Raw genomic sequence first — 14,948 nt, 5'->3', positions numbered from 1 at the left:
GCTAAAAAACGGTTCGCAAGCCCAGAGTTGAAAACGCGGGTTCTGCGAAAAAGTTCCGATCATGCGGAACTAAATATATGGGCTGGCGTTTAGGGGCGGGTTGGGCAACCAGACGAGGCTGCCGCTTGCCTTGCGTTATGTGTTGAAGGGCGGCTTAAGGCTGGGACAAAAGGGCGAAATGAAGAACATGACGAAAGCTACCATGGGTGGCGTTGGCAACGGGCGCCGGGCTGCTTCCCGCGACCCGCTTGGGCCGAACTCGGAAATCGGCCGCAAACTCAAACAATACTACGACGAGCTGGTCTCCGACAATGTGCCGGATCGCTTCGCCCAACTGCTCAGCCAGTTGGAAAAAGCCGAACCTGTACAAAAGAAGGACTGAGGCATGGCGGCCGTCTCCCAGGGCTTCAAGACCGACTTGCTCGGCTCGATCCCGAGCCTGCGGGCTTTTGCCGTGTCGCTGACGCAAAACGCCGACAAGGCCGACGACCTGGTGCAGGAAACATTGGTCAAGGCATGGGACAAGCATGAAAGCTTCCAGCCCGGCACCAATCTGAAGGCATGGCTGTTCACGATCTTGCGCAACGAATTCTATTCGCAGATGCGCAAGCGCGGCCGCGAGGTGCAGGACAGCGATGGCGTCATGACGGCCAGGCTTGCCGTTCACCCGGCCCAGCACGGCCAACTTGACCTCGAGGACTTTCGCGGCGCGCTCGAATTGCTGCCAGAAGACCAGCGCGAAGCCATTATCCTCATCGGCGCGTCGGGCTTCTCCTACGAGGAAGCGGCCGAGATCTGCGGCTGCGCCGTCGGAACGATCAAGAGCCGCGTCAGCCGCGCCCGCACACGGCTGCAGGAAATTCTGAAGATCTCGGGTGAAGACGAGTATGGCCCGGACGCAATTTCGGCTCAGGTAACCGGGTCGACGGCTGCGTGAAGCGCGGCGTGTTCGAACCGCTCCGCGCCTCAGCGGAGATGCGTTCGCCTGCAGGCCGCCGCCACTGCCTCGACGAGATCGTCTCCCGAATAGGGCTTGGTGACCAGTCTGACGCCGGGAAAGGATTTCTTGATCTCGTCCGTATCCGAATAGCCCGAGGCAAAGACGAACGGGATGCCCGCTTCACGCAGCCGCGAAGCAAATTGGAGCGTCGAAACGCCGCTCAGCATGAGGTCGACGATGGCCACATCGAACTGCGCGGCACCGTCTTGCTGTTCGATCTCAGTCAGATCACGGGCGATGACCACATTGAGCGCGCCGTAGTCGCGGCAAAGCTGCTCGATATCCATGGCAATCAGGAACTCATCTTCCAGGATAAGAATCCGCAAACCGTCAAGTGATGCGCGCACGCAGCAATATCTCCTTAAATTCGTCTCGATCGTGAAACCGGGGAAGTCATGATCGTTATTTGGCATACTGTCATTCAAAAAAGACGCGCTGGCGCGGATGCGTCGGCCTCGGCCCATGCAAGGCATTTGCAACGCGCGCTGCCGGAGATAGGGTTAGAAGAGGTTCGTGCCGGAACCTTGGGGTCTGTCGGGCGTTTCGACCGAGCAAAAGCATGGAGAGTGAAGCAATGGCGACTGCCGCAGGAAAGGCCGCGAACGAAGCCCGCACGAATTCCGATATTGAGGCCGACATCGCACAACTGAAGGCCGACATCGACCAACTTACCAAGCTGTTGGCCAAAACTGGCGAACATGGTTACGGGGCAGCGCGGCGAGCCGCCGCCGAAAGCGTCGAGCAGTTGCGAACCCAGGGTGAGGCAGCCTTCGACAGCCTGCGCAGCAACGCCAGGGACATCGAGGCGCAGATGATAGCGCATATGCGCGAGAAGCCGGTGACGTCGCTGGCGATCGCCGCGGGCGTCGGGTTCCTCTTCGCGCTTCTCGCGCGCCGCTAGTTCTGCACGCATGGGAATGCTTGCATCGCTGATCTCGGGCCTCGCCTCGGGCGAAACCATTGCGGCGGTGCAACGCGCGCGTGTGGCTGCAATTGTCTATTCGGTCGCAGCGGTCGTAGCGCTGTGCGGCCTCGGCTTCCTGGTCGGGGCGGCCTATATCTGGACGGCGGCCCGCTATGGGCCGATGGCAGCTTCCCTGAGCTTCGGGATCGGCTTTCTCGCAATCGCCGGTCTCATCCTGCTCGTCTACCGGATGTCGGCCGGCTCGCGCGCCAGGCGCCGGGCGAAGCGACGCAACGCTGACATGAAGGCTATCGGCATCACTGCGGCACTCGCCGTGCTGCCGGCGCTGCTCAAGGGCAAAGATGGCCCGGGAAAGGCCAGACTGAGCGCGATTCTCGGCCCGGCGATAGCACTCGCTGCCTACGCCATCTACCGCGAGAACGTGAAGCGCGGCTCCGATGATCCGGATACCGGCAAACGCGAATAGTTCGGAGGGGATAGTTCGGGGCAAACGATTCTGGCGCCGGTCGCAAAATCACAAATCTTCGAGCGGAATCGATATTTCCGCGACCACGCCGTCCGGCCGGAATTCATGGATCACCTCGCTGGAAATGACCTTGGCCAGGCTGCGGCGGATCAGGATCGAGCCGAAGCCATGGCGTTCGGGCGGCGCAACCCGCGGGCCGCCGCTTTCGCGCCAGGCCAGCAACAGACGGCGTGCGCCCTTCCTGCCTTGTACCCTCCAATCGAGATCGACCTTTCCGGAGGAAACCGAGAGCGACCCGTATTGCAGTGCATTGCTTGCCAGTTCATGCAGGATCAGCCCGAGCCCGACTGCCTGGTCGGGTGAGAGCAGGACATCGGCGCCGGAGATCGCCATGCGCGATTGTCCGGCGGCTTGGAACGGCTTTAGCTCGATCTCCACCAGCTCGCGGATGCCGATGCCGCGCCACTCGCGGTCCGACAGCAGGCTGTGCGCAACGCCCAGTGCCTGCAGCCTGGCGCTGAAGGCTTCGAGGAATTCGCTTGGCTGGCGGGCATGGCGAACGGTCTGCGTCGCCAGCGCCTGTACGGTTGCCAAAGTGTTCTTGACGCGGTGATTGAGCTCGCGCAGCAACAGTCGTTGACGTTCGTCGCAAAGCTTGCGTTCGGTAATGTCGTAGTTGACGCCGAAGATCAGCGTCGGCTTGCCATCGCCGTCGCGTTCTATGACGCGGCCGCGTGTTGCGATCCATCGCGGCGGATCGAGGTCTTTGACACGGTATTCGCCAAAATAATCGTCGCTGCCGGTCAGCGCGTCGCGAAAGCGTGTTTCGGTCTGGTGAACGTCGCGCGGGTCGATGGCGGTCAGGATGTCGCGCGCCCTCAGCCTGTTCGACTTCGGCAGGTTGAACAATTCGGACAGCAGGACATCGCAGTCGATCATATCGCTGCGGATATCCCATGCCCAGCTGGCAAGCGAAGCCGCGTCGAGCGCGATAGCGCGCCGCTTTTCCTCTCGAACCAGTGCTGCCTTGGCAATCGCCGCACTGCGGGTTGCATCCTTCAGCGTGAACAGGCTCGCGGCGAGGCCGGCTAGCGCCGACAGCTGGTCGAGCTGGACAGAGGAAGGACGTGCGTGCGGCTTCCGGTCGAGCACGCACAGCGTGCCGATCAGCGCGCCGTCGACTACGATGGGCACGCCTGCGTAAAAGCGGATATGATGCTCGCCGGTGACCAGCGGATTGGCTTTGAACCGCGGATCCGCCGCCGCGTCGGCCACCACCATCGGCACGTCGCCGGCTGCGATGGTATAGGCGCAGAACGATGTCTCGGTTGCGATTTCGGTCTCGTCGAGGCCGATACAGGACTTGAACCACTGCCGCTCGGCATCGACCAGCGTGATCAGTGCGACAGACGTTTGCATAGCCGAAGCGGCAAGACCGCCGATACGATCGAAATCAGGGTCGGCAGCCCCGTCCAGCGTGTCGAGGCCGTGCAGCACGGCAAGACGGTCCGCGGCGCCCACCACACGGCGAATATCGGCCGGCAGGCCCGGCGTGTTCTGGCTATTGTCGTCCACTATGCCCCCGGAGGCCGGCTCCGCTGATTGGTCAGGCCAACCGGCCCGTCTGCCGCCTTGCAGTGCCGGAACTTTCGCGGCGGGGGACCGTTACCAGCCAACGCCCCGCGAGTTACGCCTGCCGGCGCCAAATATGGAGCCAGACAATGCCAAAAACCATTCCTGAAAACAAAGCCCGTCAAGGGCGGCGGGGTCGGCATGTCCTTCGTATCCTGATCGCCGCGCTGTTGCTGGCTTTTATCGCCTGGGGCGTCGCCGAAATCTACGGCTGGATGATCGAGACGCCGAAGACCGAACAGGGCAACACACCCAGCGGCTAGGTTCTCTCCATCGCTCGCGCCAGTTTGCATCACGCAACCCCACATCACGCATCCCACGTCAGGCAACCTTTGCCTCGACAGCGCGCGCCGGGACGAGAACATTCAACGCGCGCGGATGGATTTCGACGGTCGTCTCGCGATCGAGCTTTACCAGTTCGCCGTCCATGACGGCCTGAACTTTCCTGTTAGTCGAATGGATTTTCAAAACGGCGCGGTTTGCCTGATGGATTTCGACATGCTCGTTGCCGCGCCATTTCCCACGGGCGACGTCAAAGAGGAACCTGATCAATTCGCCGCGCCGCCGCGCCACGGTGACATAGATGCCCAGCACGCCGCCTGCCGGATTATCGGCATAGGGCAGGTGGCCCTCGCCAAACAGATTGTTGGTGATGCCGATACCGGTGATCCGGGTTCTGATCTCGGCCTCGCCGATCATCAGCGTTACGTTCATCGCCGGTGGATTGTTGATCGTCGCCCAAGCGGCTCGCACCGAGGCGCGCATCTTCCCCAACCGCGAGCCGAATTCCATCTTCTGGCGCAGTTGCACCATCCTGGCGTGCATGCCGATCGAGAATTGATGCACGAAGGGCCGGCCGTTGGCTGTTGCAATGTCAATCGCCATCACCTCGCCGTCGGCAAACGATTTCAGTGCCGCATCGAGGGTCTGCGGGATACCGAGGCCGCGCGCAAAAAGGTTCATTGTGCCAGCCGGCAGAATTGCCAGCGCCTTCTCCCCATTCATCAAACGGGCTGCCGCGGCCGAAATGGTGCCGTCGCCGCCGCCAGCCAGCACGACGTCGATGCCGCGCCTGGAAGCTACGCCGTCCAGCGTGGCGACGATATCCTTGCCGGCGACGATTTCGATATCAATCGAGTGGCCGGCAGTCTCAAGTGTGCTGCGCATCCGACTGGCGAAGGCCTCAAGATCGATGGTGCGCAGGGTGCCCCCGTCCTTGTTCAGCACCGCTGCAAACCGCATGGCCGTTCCATTTTCCAGCACCTATCGGGCCGGGACGGAGCCCCAGCCGGGAGTGGAACGGGGCGGCCGAGAAAATGTTCCTTTCGACCAACGCGGCGAATCCGAGAACCATTGACATCGCACCGGGTGCACCTCGGCTTTTTTCGGAACAACAGTGTGGTCACAACGTTGTGAACATGCAGAAGACGCTGCGCCCGCAGTGACGCCAGGCGGGCACGGCGTGCACGAAATCACCGACGAGGAGACACTAAGATGATCCGCACCCTTTTAACCACGACAGCAGTCGCAACATTGATTGCGACGGGTGCATTTGCGCAGTCGGCGACGACCCCGGCGCCGGCGCAACCACCCGCCGTAGAGAATTCCGCTCCAGCCGCTCCGGTGCAACGCGCCGAGGGCAGCCTTGTCACCAATATCATCGGCGAGTCGGTCTATAACGGCACCGGCGACAATGCAGAGAATATCGGCAAGATCACCGATGTCGTCTTCGACGAGCGCGGCGAGGTAAAATCCGTCGTCATCGGCGTTGGCGGTTTTCTTGGCATAGGAACCAAGAACGTCGTTTTCGACTACAAGAAGATGGAATGGGCCGAAAGAAATGGCGACCGTTGGCTGATAGCGCAAACGACGAAGGATGAGTTGACGGCTCAGCCGGATTTCGACCGGAGGCCTTACGATCCGACTCCGCCACCAGCTTCGGCGGATAATGCGGCGCCTGCCGCCCCTTCCACCAGCGCGCAAAATACAACCCCGGCGCCTGCCGCGCCGGCTGAGCCAGTGAAGCGCGCGGAAGGCAATCTTGCCACCAATATCATCGGCGAGACCGTCTACAACGGTACCGGCGACGACGCCCAGAACATCGGCGACGTAAACGACATCGTCATCAACAAGGAAGCCAAGGCGCAATCGCTGGTCATCGGTGTCGGCGGCTTCCTCGGCATAGGTGAAAAGAACGTCGCCTATGATTTCGACAAGGCGCAGTGGGCCGAGAGGAACGGCGATCGCTGGCTGGTTGCCCAAACCACCAGGGAAGAGCTGACGGCGCAGCCGGATTTCGACCGCAAGCCCTATGATCCGGCCCCGGCGACCACAGCGTCGAACGATGCCGCGGCTAATGCGCCAGCCGTCGTCACGCCTACCGTGACGGCCAGCAACACTGCCACGACCGATAACACTGCGACAACCAACAACACTGACCAGGCCAGTAAGACGGCCCAAAATGCCCCAGCGCCCGCAACGACGGCAGACCAGACCAAGACCGGGTCGATCGACAAGTCCACACTGACTGAAATGCCGATAGGCGAAATCCGGGCCGAGGATCTGGTCGGAACAACCGTCTACGGCGCCAACGATGTCAACGTCGGCGAGATCGGCGATATCGTGCTGGGCGGCGACAAGAAGGTCGACGCAGTCATCATCGACGTCGGCGGCTTCCTTGGCATCGGCGAGAAGGAGGTGGCGGTCGGCATGGACAACCTGAAATTCATGACCGACAAGAACGGCAAGCGCTATCTCTACACGAACTTCACCAAGGAGCAGCTTGAGGCGCAGGCCCCTTATGACAAGGCCAGCTATGCGCAAAATCGCGAGAAACAGCGCATGATCATGCGCTAAGCTGCGCACAGGCCGACAGAGAAGCCCGCGCCGGCAACGGCGCGGGCTTTGCTTATCTCGAGGGGAAGCCGGCGACATGGCCGGCAACGCCATTGTCCGTCAATTCGGCGAGCGCCAAAGACTGGTCGAGATGGTCGGCCCGCCAGGCGAGCAACTTCTCGGCAAATTCCAGCCGTGCCCGCAGATAGGCTGGGTCGTCAGCGACATTGGTCAACTCGCGCGCATCCTTCTCCAGGTCGAAGAGCAAGGGCGGCAGGCCTCCGCCGAAATGCACATATTTGAATTTTTGCGTGCGAACGACGGCGAGATTGCACTGACGCGGACCGACGCCGAAATACCGTTCGGCATCACCATCCGCGATCGAGCGGAAATCGAACTCCCAATGCGCCGCATCGCGCCAATTGTCCGGCTCCGTTGCGTCCAGGAAAGGCGCCAGCGAGCGGCCGTCGAGATGCGGCAGCACTTCGCCGCCAGTGAGCTCGAGCCCAGTGAGCTCAAGCAAGGTCGGCGCCAAATCCACCGCCTCGGTGAAGCGGTCGACGCTGCTGCCGGCAGCCTTGCGGCGGCGCGGATCGCGAATGATCAGCGGAATATGGAAGCTGCCGTCGAAGAAACCGCCCTTGCCCAGCATGAAATGATCGCCCATCATCTCGGCGTGGTCGGAGGTCAGCACGATGACGGTGTCGTCCCATGCATCGGCCGCCTTGACCGCTTGCCAGACACGGCCAAGCTGCGCGTCGACCTCCGAGATCATGCCGTAATAGAGCGCCCGGATGCGGCGAAAATTGTCGTCGCCCCAGTCGCGCACCTTGCCCTCCGAGCCGGGACGGAATTTCGACCGTTCCTGCCGGTCAAGTTCATAGGCGAGATAAGGGTGGCTTGCTGCTTCGGCCTGCCAGCTTTCCGCGCGGTCAAAAGCTGGACCGATGGCCGGATCGTACATGGCGTTGTAAGGCGCCGGCACGATGAAGGGCGGGTGGGGGCTGATGAAGGAAAGATGCGCGAACCACGGGGCATCGCGCTCCTGCTCGCCGAGCCAGCGGATGAATTCGCCGGCCAGGAAGGCCGACGGCGTCTCGTCCTTCGAATAGATTGGCGGACCGTTGCTGATCGCGCCGTCGTTTTCCAGGATTTCGCCCGCCGGGCGGTGAATGGCGGGGGAGCCGGCGCCGGCATCGACGCCGCGCGCCTTGAGCCATGACAGCCAGGGCTTCTGGTGCTCGGGCAGAAGCTGGCGCACGGTGAAGCCGGGCAGCACGCCTTCATAGCTTTTCAGCTGCGGGTCGCCAGGCGCCAGCGTGCGCGGGTCGCGCGCCATGTCGGTATAACCGAACAGCGTCGGATCATAGCCGAGGGCGCGTGCCCAGAGGGCTATGTTGCCGTGGCGGGCGTCGAGCGGCGTGCCGTTGCGGCAGACACGATTGTTCATCTGGTAGAGGCCGGTGTAGAGGCAGGCGCGTGCCGGCGAGCAAGGTGCGGCGCCGCCATAGTGCTTCTGGAACAAAACGCCCTCGGCAGCCAGCGCGTCGGCATTCGGTGTCCTTACCACCTTGTGGCCAGCAGCTGACAGGCAGTCGCCCCGCCATTGGTCGCAGGTGATCAGGAGAATATTGGGGCGTTTTCCACTCAACCGCTGTATCCTCACGCTGGCTACATGCGTCGCTCATGGAGCGCAATTTCGGCGAGTATGCAAGCCGGTCCAGTTTGCCGAATGGTGAACAAAACCTGCTTCGTCGTTCACTTTAACAGCACAGTCCATTCTGTGTTTGCCGCCTTTGCGGCCAGGAGGCGGATGCTCATATTTGCGTGGACAGCGGCAAGGGCCGCACCAGCACAAGGGAAGGAGCAACAGACATGCTCGACCAGGTCAAGGGCCTGCATCACGTCACCTCGATGGCCAGCGATGCGCGCCAGAATAACGAATTCTTCACCGGGACGCTCGGCCTGCGGCGGGTCAAGAAAACCGTCAATTTCGACGCACCCGACGTCTACCACCTCTATTACGGCGACGAGGTCGGCATGCCCGGCTCGGTGATGACCTACTTCTCGTTCCCGAACATCGGCAAGGGCCGCCATGGAGTCGGCGAAGTCGGCAACACCGCTTACTCGGTGCCCGAGGGCACGCTCGACTATTGGGAGAAACGGTTTGCCGAGCAAGGTGTCACCGGGCTGTCCCATGAGGAGACGTTCGGCGAGAAGCGTCTTGCGTTCGCCGGTCCCGACGGCGACGGGTTTGCGCTGGTCGAAGACAGAGCGGACAACCGTGCGCCATGGGCCAAGGGTGGCATTCCCACCGACGTGGCGATCCGCGGCTTTCACTCGGTGTCGCTCAGGCTGAAAGATGGCGGCGCCACCGAAGAGCTGCTGAAATTCATGGGTTATGAGGAGGTCGACAAGTCCGGCAACATCAGGCGGCTGGCGGTGAAGAACGGCAACGGCGCCGACGTCGTCGATATCGAATCGCTGCCAGGGGCCGGCTTCGCCAATCTCGGCGCCGGCTCGGTCCACCATGTTGCTTTCGCCGTCGAGAACCGCGCCAAGCAGCTCGAAGTGCGCAAGGCACTCCTCGACACAGGTTATCAGGTGACGCCGGTGATCGACCGCGATTATTTCTGGGCGATCTACTTCCGCACACCGGGGGGCGTGCTGTTCGAAGTCGCCACCAACGAGCCGGGCTTCGACCGCGACGAGGATACGGCCCATCTCGGCGAGGCGCTGAAACTGCCGTCGCAACACCAGCATTTGCGGCCCTATCTCGAGCAGCATCTGCAGAAACTGGAAGACTGAGGGCAGGGTTATGAGCAAGGATTCGTATATTCACAAGGTGCTGCCCGGTTCGCAGGGTGGACCGTTGCTCTTCGTCTTCCATGGCACTGGCGGCAACGAGGATCAGCTTCTGTCGCTTGGGCGCGATCTTGCGCCGCAAGCGACGATCGTCGGCCCGCGCGGCGATGCCTCGGAACAAGGCGCCGCACGCTTCTTTCGCCGTACCGGCGAGGGCGTTTACGACATGGGCGATCTCACGCGAGCGACGGACAAGATGGCCGGCTTCGTCAAGGCACATGTCGAGGCGGCAAAGCCATCTTTGGTGCTAGGCCTCGGTTATTCCAACGGCGCCAACATCCTGGCCTCGGTGCTGTTTGCCGAACCCTCGCTGTTCGACGCAACGGTGCTGATGCATCCGCTGATCCCGTTCGAGCCGGAGGTCAAGGGCAGCCTTGACGGCAGCCGCATCCTGGTCACCGCCGGCAGGCGAGACCCGATCTGTCCGCCTGATTTGACGGCGCGGCTCGAAGCCTATTTGCGCGCCGATGGTGCCGATGTCACAGTCGAGTGGCATGACGGCGGCCATGAGGTGCGGCCGAGCGAGATCGAGGCGGCGCGGCAGTTGTTCGCCGTAACGTCGGATGAAAGGACCGCAAGCCATGTCTGACCTATTGCCGGAGATCGAGCTGGAGGACCGCGGCTCTAAGGGCCGCTACTTCCTGCGTGGGCCGAGCGGCGCCGAGGCGGAGATGACCTTCACCAAGGTCGGCGAGCACCAGATCATCATCGACCATACCGAAGTGCCGGATGCATTTCGCGGCCAGGGCGCGGGACTTCGCCTCGTCACCCGTGCCGTCGAGGATGCACGTGCGGCGGGCAAGACGATCATCCCGCTTTGCCCGTTCGCCAATGCTCAGTTCCGCCGCCATCCGGAATGGGCGGACGTGCTGAAGCGGTAAGAGAGACAGCCCCTCGATGAATGAAAGGAGAAAGGGTGCGCGGCTTTACCGCGTGCCCCTTCGACCATTGGCGGCGTACAAACATAAGGCAAACATGCGGGATTTGCGCAGAGCGCTCGCCTTGCCTAAGTATTGGCAACAACCGGCTCGCCCTCCGCGGCCCGACCACTTCAACCGAATGGCCCTCCATGACCGAATCCGATCTCATTCCCGTCTTCGACGGCCACAACGACACGCTGCTCAGGCTCTACCAGTCGAAGGATGCGGACGTCGAAAAGCTGTTCGTCGAGGGGACGCCGAGTGGCCATATCGACCTGCCGCGCGCGAAGAAAGGCGGATTTGCCGGCGGCATGTTCGCGATCTTCCCGCCGCCTGTCGAGAAATCCAAGCGCGGCGCGGTGCCGCTGGCGCCGAGCGACAGCGAGCCCATGCCGCCCGAGGTTCCGCGCGCCGATGCGCTCAACTCCACCATAGCGATGGCCTCGATCCTGTTCAGGCTGGAGCGGGCTTCGGCGCTCACTGTCTGCCGCACCGCCGGCGATGTGAGAAAGGCGATGGCGCAAGGCTCGATCGCGGCGGTCTTCCACATCGAAGGGGTCGAGGCGATCGACCCTGAGCTCACCCTGCTCGATGTCCTCCACGCAGCCGGCCTGCGCTCGCTCGGTATCGTCTGGAGCCGTCCCAATGCCTTCGGCCACGGCGTGCCGTTCCGTTTCCCGTCGTCGCCCGATACAGGGCCGGGGCTGACCGATGCCGGCAAGGCGCTGGTGAAAGCCTGCAACCAGCTGAAGATCATGATCGATCTTTCGCATCTCAACGAAAAAGGTTTCCGCGACGTCGTCGAGATCAGCGACGCACCGCTGGTCGCGACCCATTCCAACGTGCACGCGATCTGCGGCCATTCGCGCAACCTCACCGAATGGCAGCTCGGCGCGATCCGCGACTCCGGCGGCATGGTCGGGCTGAATTTCGCCACCGGGTTCCTGCGTGAGGACGGCAGGATGAACGCCGACACCAGTCTCGACATCATGGTGCGCCATGTCGATTCGCTGCTGCAGGCGCTGGGCGAAGACGGCGTCGGCCTGGGCTCGGATTTCGACGGCGCCATGATCCCGGCCGTGATAGGCGACGTTGCCGGCCTGCCAAGATTGCTCGACGCTTTCGCGGCTCGCGGCTTCGGGCGCGCGCTGATCGAGAAGATCGCCTATCGCAACTGGCTCGGCATGCTGGAAAAGACCATCGGCTAAGCGGGTGATGCCGGCTTGACCGGAATGCGATTTGGAGGCCGACTATTCGAAATCCATGCGTTTAAGCCAGTCCTGGCCAATGCCGCGGTCGCGGATGATCGGCAGCGGATCGGTCGAATCCAGCCTGGCACAAATACGGTAGGCCTCCAGCGTTTCAGCGCTCATCTCACCGCGTTTGTAGAAGAACATGGCCGCAGCATAGCGGGTGCGGCCCGACCATTTTTCGCCGAGCGGTGTGTTGATCAGCTGCCACTGTTCGGCGGCTTCGGCGTCGAGTTTGGGACTGTCGGTGTCGTCGGCCATATTTAGAAATCCGCAGGCGGATTGGCAGTGCGGCGGCCGAGCCTGACGACCAGCCGCGGCACCAGTTTGGCACGCTTCAGCAGCTTTTGATATTGCAGCTCGCGCCTGGCGTGGATCTCGAGCCAAGGTCCGCTGCAGGCGGGCCCGGCGGCGCTGATCTGGTTTGCATCGCCGGGACTGCTGCCCTTCGCCGACGGTGCCTTCGACGACGTTTTCTCCAAGGATGCAATCTCGACGAGAACATTCGAATATGGGCAGCCATGCAGAAGGTGCTTGACAGTGGCAAACACCGTCCCACTGATCTTCGCGGCCGATGCCGGTCGGCTAGCCGGCGATGCTGGAGACCATCACCCCGATGAAGACAACAGAGGCGCGCGAAGCCCTCCTCGAACCGGCGCGAAAAAGCGATTCCGAAAAGCGCGGCCGCAAAGCGTCGAAAGAGACAAGGCAGGTTCAACTGATCGAAGCGACTATCGATTCATTGGCCAAGCGCGGCTATTCGGAAACGACTATGGCCGACGTCGCCGACGGCGCCGGCCTGTCGCGCGGCATCGTCAATTTCCATTTCGAGAGCAAGGAGAAGCTGCTCGTCGCCACTTTGCAATACATGCATGACGAGTATTCGGCGCATTGGCGCAGCGCCTTGCAAAGGGCCGGCGATGATCCCGCCCGCCAGCTGCAGGCATTGGTGGCAGCCGATTTCAACCGCTCGATCTGCAACAAGCGCAAGCTGGCTGCTTGGTGTGCCTTCTGGGGCGAGGCCAAATCGCGACCGAAATATCAGGCGCTGAGCAGCGCACGTGATGCCGTCTACCAGAACATATTCATCGATCTTTGCGCGGCGCTCAAGCAGAGCGGCTTCTATGCCTATGAGCCGCAAGTCATGGCGCTGGCGCTCAGCGCCATGCTGGATGGTCTGTGGCTGCATTTGATGATGGGCACCGAGGACGCCACACGCGAGACGGCGCTGCAGGCCGCGAACGAGTTCCTGTCTGCGGCATTCCCCAAGCACTATCCGAACTCAGCAGCCCGCGGTGCCAGGCCGGCGTGAACCATCAAAAAGAGGGTGGATCAGCAATGAAGACAATGATCCGGCGCCTGACATTCGAGAAGATCAAGGCCGGCTAATGAAGTTCAAGATCGAACGAGCCGATGTGGCCATCGTCGGCGCCGGCTTCACCGGCCTGTCGGCCGCGCGTGAATTGAACCACGCCGGCATCGATGTCGTGCTACTCGAAGCCCGCGACCGTGTCGGCGGCCGCGTCGAAGCCGTGCAGAACGGGCTCGGCGAGCGGATCGACAGCGGCGGCCAGTTCTTGTGCGAAGACATGCCGGAATTAATGGCGCTGGTGCGAGCGCGCGGCAAGACATTGGTCGAGACCCATGTCGCAGGCGAATTCGTCACGCAGCCGCGAATGAGCGAGGCGCAAGCCGGGCGCACTTACGGCACCGCGATGCGAATGCGCGAGCGGATGAACGCGATCGCACCGACCGACCCGGCCATCGCCGGCTTGACAGTCGCGGCATGGCTCGATCGCCAGAACGATCCCGACGATGCCAAGGCCGCCTTTCGGTCGATGATCGAGGGCCTGTGGTGCCTGGCAATGGAAAGGCTGCCGCTGTGGTACTTGATCGACAATGATCGCCGCATCACTAACGAGGTGTCGGAGCTGCAGTATTTCGTGGGCGAAACCATGCATTCGCTGGCAGATGATCTTGCGCGGGATCTCGGCGATCGACTGCGGCTGAATACAGCCGTCGAGGCTATTGAGCACGGCCCGGGAGGGGTTCGCGTCGTTTCGCCTGCCGGCGTGACCGAGGCACGAGCGGTACTGGTCGCGCTACCGCCGATGATGGCCTCGAGAGTCGATTTCGTGCCACCGCTGCCGGCTGCGCTGGAGAGAGCCCTCGGCGTCTGGGAAAGCGGCGCAGTTATCAAAATGCTTGTGCGCTATCCCAAGGCTTTCTGGCGCGACAGGGGCTTGAGCGGCATGGTGATGTGGCGGGAGCCGCACGGACTTTTTGCCTGCGATGCCAGCAAGGACGAGGATCATGCAGCACTTGTCGTCTTCATCGGCGGGCCGCTGGCGCAGCGCTGGCGGGATATGGACAGCGCGGCGCTACGCGCAACGGTGACATCAAAGCTGCAAGATGCGCTCGGTATCGAGGCGGCCGGCGTCACCGATCTCAGCTATCGCGACTGGACCGGGGATCACTGGAGCGGCGGCGGTTACAGCGATTCGATCGTCGATGCGGCGGCAACGGATGCCGAATGCATTATCCGGGCGGGCGCCCCGCCGGTGCATTTTGCCTCGTCGGAGCTGTCGCCGTCATTTCCGGGCTATGTCGAGGGCGCGATCGTCGCCGGTCGCACTGCTGCGCAAAAAATTATTCAGGTTATCGCCAGCAGAGCCTCAGGGTCATAAGCGAGGCGGATCGAGGTGCCGACCGGCATCGACGCGCATTGCCACGAGCTCGGCCTGTTGGTCCGGCTACTGATCAACATGTGCGTGATGTCGCCGCCATTAATCATCAAGCGCCAGTAGATCGACGATATGGTGTCGATCCTGCGCGAAGGCATTTCGCGCGCGATGGACGATCTGCGCCGCGAAGATGTCTGGCGGGGATAGGCGTTTATCGCCGGCAAGCCGTGGCATTGGTCGGCCGCTGGCAAGGTGGGCGAGGTCGATGAACTGGGCGGTGCTGCGATCTTCCCGGTTTCCGACGCGTCGAGCTTCATGACCGGCCAGATCATCTATATCGAAGGCGACATGACCGGACCCGTATGAGCGCG

General features: G+C 62.3%; 18 protein-coding genes and 1 pseudogene. 13 read left to right on the top strand and 6 right to left on the bottom strand.

Features of this window, described 5'->3' with window-relative positions; genetic code table 11:
• Positions 1-178: 178 nt before the first annotated feature.
• Together NKI08_RS07695 and NKI08_RS07690 are read left to right on the top strand one after the other, a co-directional pair.
• Complete coding sequence (locus tag NKI08_RS07695; RefSeq protein ID WP_023678543.1) at positions 179-382, top strand: NepR family anti-sigma factor; 204 nt, start codon at positions 179-181, stop codon at positions 380-382.
• 3 nt (positions 383-385) lie between these two features.
• A complete protein-coding gene (locus tag NKI08_RS07690) occupies positions 386-937 on the top strand; it encodes a sigma-70 family RNA polymerase sigma factor (protein WP_023678544.1) in 552 nt (183 codons plus the stop codon).
• A gap of 29 nt (positions 938-966) precedes the next feature.
• Here the strand turns inward: NKI08_RS07690 and NKI08_RS07685 are convergent, their stop codons facing one another.
• The gene (locus NKI08_RS07685) at positions 967-1,464 is read right to left on the bottom strand and encodes a response regulator (protein WP_352768196.1); all 498 of its coding nucleotides are present in this window, start codon (positions 1,462-1,464) and stop codon (positions 967-969) included.
• 110 nt (positions 1,465-1,574) lie between these two features.
• Between NKI08_RS07685 and NKI08_RS07680 the strand changes: the two genes are divergently transcribed.
• Entirely contained in the window at positions 1,575-1,901 is a 327-nt protein-coding gene (locus NKI08_RS07680) for an ElaB/YgaM/YqjD family protein (protein ID WP_023678546.1), read from the top strand.
• A 10-nt stretch (positions 1,902-1,911) separates the two neighbouring features.
• The gene (locus NKI08_RS07675; protein WP_352540234.1) at positions 1,912-2,391 is read left to right on the top strand and encodes a hypothetical protein; all 480 of its coding nucleotides are present in this window, start codon (positions 1,912-1,914) and stop codon (positions 2,389-2,391) included.
• A 48-nt stretch (positions 2,392-2,439) separates the two neighbouring features.
• Here NKI08_RS07675 and NKI08_RS07670 read toward each other — a convergent pair whose 3' ends face one another.
• A complete protein-coding gene (locus NKI08_RS07670; protein ID WP_352768193.1) occupies positions 2,440-3,966 on the bottom strand; it encodes a sensor histidine kinase in 1,527 nt (508 codons plus the stop codon).
• Between the two features lie 146 nt (positions 3,967-4,112).
• Between NKI08_RS07670 and NKI08_RS07665 the strand changes: the two genes are divergently transcribed.
• A complete protein-coding gene (locus NKI08_RS07665) occupies positions 4,113-4,286 on the top strand; it encodes a hypothetical protein (RefSeq protein ID WP_292659198.1) in 174 nt (57 codons plus the stop codon).
• A 58-nt stretch (positions 4,287-4,344) separates the two neighbouring features.
• Here NKI08_RS07665 and NKI08_RS07660 read toward each other — a convergent pair whose 3' ends face one another.
• Positions 4,345-5,265, bottom strand: a complete 921-nt coding sequence (locus NKI08_RS07660; protein ID WP_352471119.1) for a diacylglycerol/lipid kinase family protein — start codon at positions 5,263-5,265, stop codon at positions 4,345-4,347.
• Between the two features lie 252 nt (positions 5,266-5,517).
• On the opposite strand from NKI08_RS07660, the gene NKI08_RS07655 reads away from it, so the two are divergent.
• Complete coding sequence (locus NKI08_RS07655) at positions 5,518-6,879, top strand: PRC-barrel domain-containing protein (RefSeq protein ID WP_352768190.1); 1,362 nt, start codon at positions 5,518-5,520, stop codon at positions 6,877-6,879.
• 52 nt (positions 6,880-6,931) lie between these two features.
• Here NKI08_RS07655 and NKI08_RS07650 read toward each other — a convergent pair whose 3' ends face one another.
• The gene (locus NKI08_RS07650; RefSeq protein WP_352768187.1) at positions 6,932-8,509 is read right to left on the bottom strand and encodes an alkaline phosphatase family protein; all 1,578 of its coding nucleotides are present in this window, start codon (positions 8,507-8,509) and stop codon (positions 6,932-6,934) included.
• 224 nt (positions 8,510-8,733) lie between these two features.
• On the opposite strand from NKI08_RS07650, the gene NKI08_RS07645 reads away from it, so the two are divergent.
• The 4 genes from NKI08_RS07645 (at position 8,734) to NKI08_RS07630 (ending at position 11,851) form a co-directional block, all read left to right on the top strand.
• Positions 8,734-9,666 (top strand): VOC family protein, encoded by a 933-nt coding sequence (locus tag NKI08_RS07645; protein ID WP_352768185.1) that lies wholly within the window; start codon positions 8,734-8,736, stop codon positions 9,664-9,666.
• A 10-nt stretch (positions 9,667-9,676) separates the two neighbouring features.
• A complete protein-coding gene (locus tag NKI08_RS07640) occupies positions 9,677-10,312 on the top strand; it encodes an alpha/beta hydrolase (protein WP_352768182.1) in 636 nt (211 codons plus the stop codon).
• Positions 10,305-10,604, top strand: coding sequence for a GNAT family N-acetyltransferase (locus tag NKI08_RS07635; RefSeq protein WP_352451160.1), 300 nt, complete (start codon positions 10,305-10,307; stop codon positions 10,602-10,604). The genes NKI08_RS07640 and NKI08_RS07635 overlap by 8 nt, the downstream gene beginning before the upstream one ends.
• 188 nt (positions 10,605-10,792) lie before the next feature.
• Entirely contained in the window at positions 10,793-11,851 is a 1,059-nt protein-coding gene (locus tag NKI08_RS07630) for a dipeptidase (RefSeq protein ID WP_352500772.1), read from the top strand.
• A 42-nt stretch (positions 11,852-11,893) separates the two neighbouring features.
• Here the strand turns inward: NKI08_RS07630 and NKI08_RS07625 are convergent, their stop codons facing one another.
• Together NKI08_RS07625 and NKI08_RS07620 are read right to left on the bottom strand one after the other, a co-directional pair.
• Positions 11,894-12,154, bottom strand: a complete 261-nt coding sequence (locus NKI08_RS07625) for a hypothetical protein (protein ID WP_352768179.1) — start codon at positions 12,152-12,154, stop codon at positions 11,894-11,896.
• 2 nt (positions 12,155-12,156) lie between these two features.
• Positions 12,157-12,375: a hypothetical protein gene (locus tag NKI08_RS07620; RefSeq protein ID WP_352540343.1), complete on the bottom strand. Its 219-nt coding sequence runs from the start codon at positions 12,373-12,375 to the stop codon at positions 12,157-12,159.
• 113 nt (positions 12,376-12,488) lie between these two features.
• Between NKI08_RS07620 and betI the strand changes: the two genes are divergently transcribed.
• The 3 genes and pseudogenes from betI to NKI08_RS07605 form a co-directional block, all read left to right on the top strand.
• A complete protein-coding gene (gene betI, locus NKI08_RS07615; protein WP_502895733.1) occupies positions 12,489-13,205 on the top strand; it encodes a transcriptional regulator BetI in 717 nt (238 codons plus the stop codon).
• 76 nt (positions 13,206-13,281) lie between these two features.
• Complete coding sequence (locus NKI08_RS07610) at positions 13,282-14,580, top strand: flavin monoamine oxidase family protein (RefSeq protein ID WP_352540229.1); 1,299 nt, start codon at positions 13,282-13,284, stop codon at positions 14,578-14,580.
• A gap of 12 nt (positions 14,581-14,592) precedes the next feature.
• A pseudogene (locus tag NKI08_RS07605) lies at positions 14,593-14,784 on the top strand (aspartate aminotransferase family protein); the annotation flags it as partial.
• Between the last annotated feature and the right edge of the window lie 164 nt (positions 14,785-14,948).

The sequence above is a fragment of the Mesorhizobium sp. M0768 genome (assembly GCF_040320195.1).
Classification (GTDB): domain Bacteria; phylum Pseudomonadota; class Alphaproteobacteria; order Rhizobiales; family Rhizobiaceae; genus Mesorhizobium.
Note: the sequence above shows the minus strand (reverse complement) of the source record. Positions and strands in the feature narration are given on the sequence as shown.

Bases quoted from the DNA above. Each gene is read 5' to 3' on its own strand.
- NKI08_RS07680 (WP_023678546.1), top strand. From the start codon at position 1,575: ATGGCGACTGCCGCAGGAAAGGCCGCGAACGAAGCCCGCACGAATTCC.
- NKI08_RS07660 (WP_352471119.1), bottom strand. From the start codon at position 5,265: ATGCGGTTTGCAGCGGTGCTGAACAAGGACGGGGGCACCCTGCGCACC.
- NKI08_RS07640 (WP_352768182.1), top strand. From the start codon at position 9,677: ATGAGCAAGGATTCGTATATTCACAAGGTGCTGCCCGGTTCGCAGGGT.
- NKI08_RS07665 (WP_292659198.1), top strand. From the start codon at position 4,113: ATGCCAAAAACCATTCCTGAAAACAAAGCCCGTCAAGGGCGGCGGGGT.
- NKI08_RS07610 (WP_352540229.1), top strand. From the start codon at position 13,282: ATGAAGTTCAAGATCGAACGAGCCGATGTGGCCATCGTCGGCGCCGGC.
- NKI08_RS07690 (WP_023678544.1), top strand. From the start codon at position 386: ATGGCGGCCGTCTCCCAGGGCTTCAAGACCGACTTGCTCGGCTCGATC.
- NKI08_RS07635 (WP_352451160.1), top strand. From the start codon at position 10,305: ATGTCTGACCTATTGCCGGAGATCGAGCTGGAGGACCGCGGCTCTAAG.
- NKI08_RS07655 (WP_352768190.1), top strand. From the start codon at position 5,518: ATGATCCGCACCCTTTTAACCACGACAGCAGTCGCAACATTGATTGCG.
- NKI08_RS07695 (WP_023678543.1), top strand. From the start codon at position 179: ATGAAGAACATGACGAAAGCTACCATGGGTGGCGTTGGCAACGGGCGC.
- NKI08_RS07685 (WP_352768196.1), bottom strand. From the start codon at position 1,464: ATGGGCCGAGGCCGACGCATCCGCGCCAGCGCGTCTTTTTTGAATGAC.
- NKI08_RS07630 (WP_352500772.1), top strand. From the start codon at position 10,793: ATGACCGAATCCGATCTCATTCCCGTCTTCGACGGCCACAACGACACG.
- NKI08_RS07625 (WP_352768179.1), bottom strand. From the start codon at position 12,154: ATGGCCGACGACACCGACAGTCCCAAACTCGACGCCGAAGCCGCCGAA.
- betI (WP_502895733.1), top strand. From the start codon at position 12,489: ATGCTGGAGACCATCACCCCGATGAAGACAACAGAGGCGCGCGAAGCC.
- NKI08_RS07675 (WP_352540234.1), top strand. From the start codon at position 1,912: ATGGGAATGCTTGCATCGCTGATCTCGGGCCTCGCCTCGGGCGAAACC.
- NKI08_RS07645 (WP_352768185.1), top strand. From the start codon at position 8,734: ATGCTCGACCAGGTCAAGGGCCTGCATCACGTCACCTCGATGGCCAGC.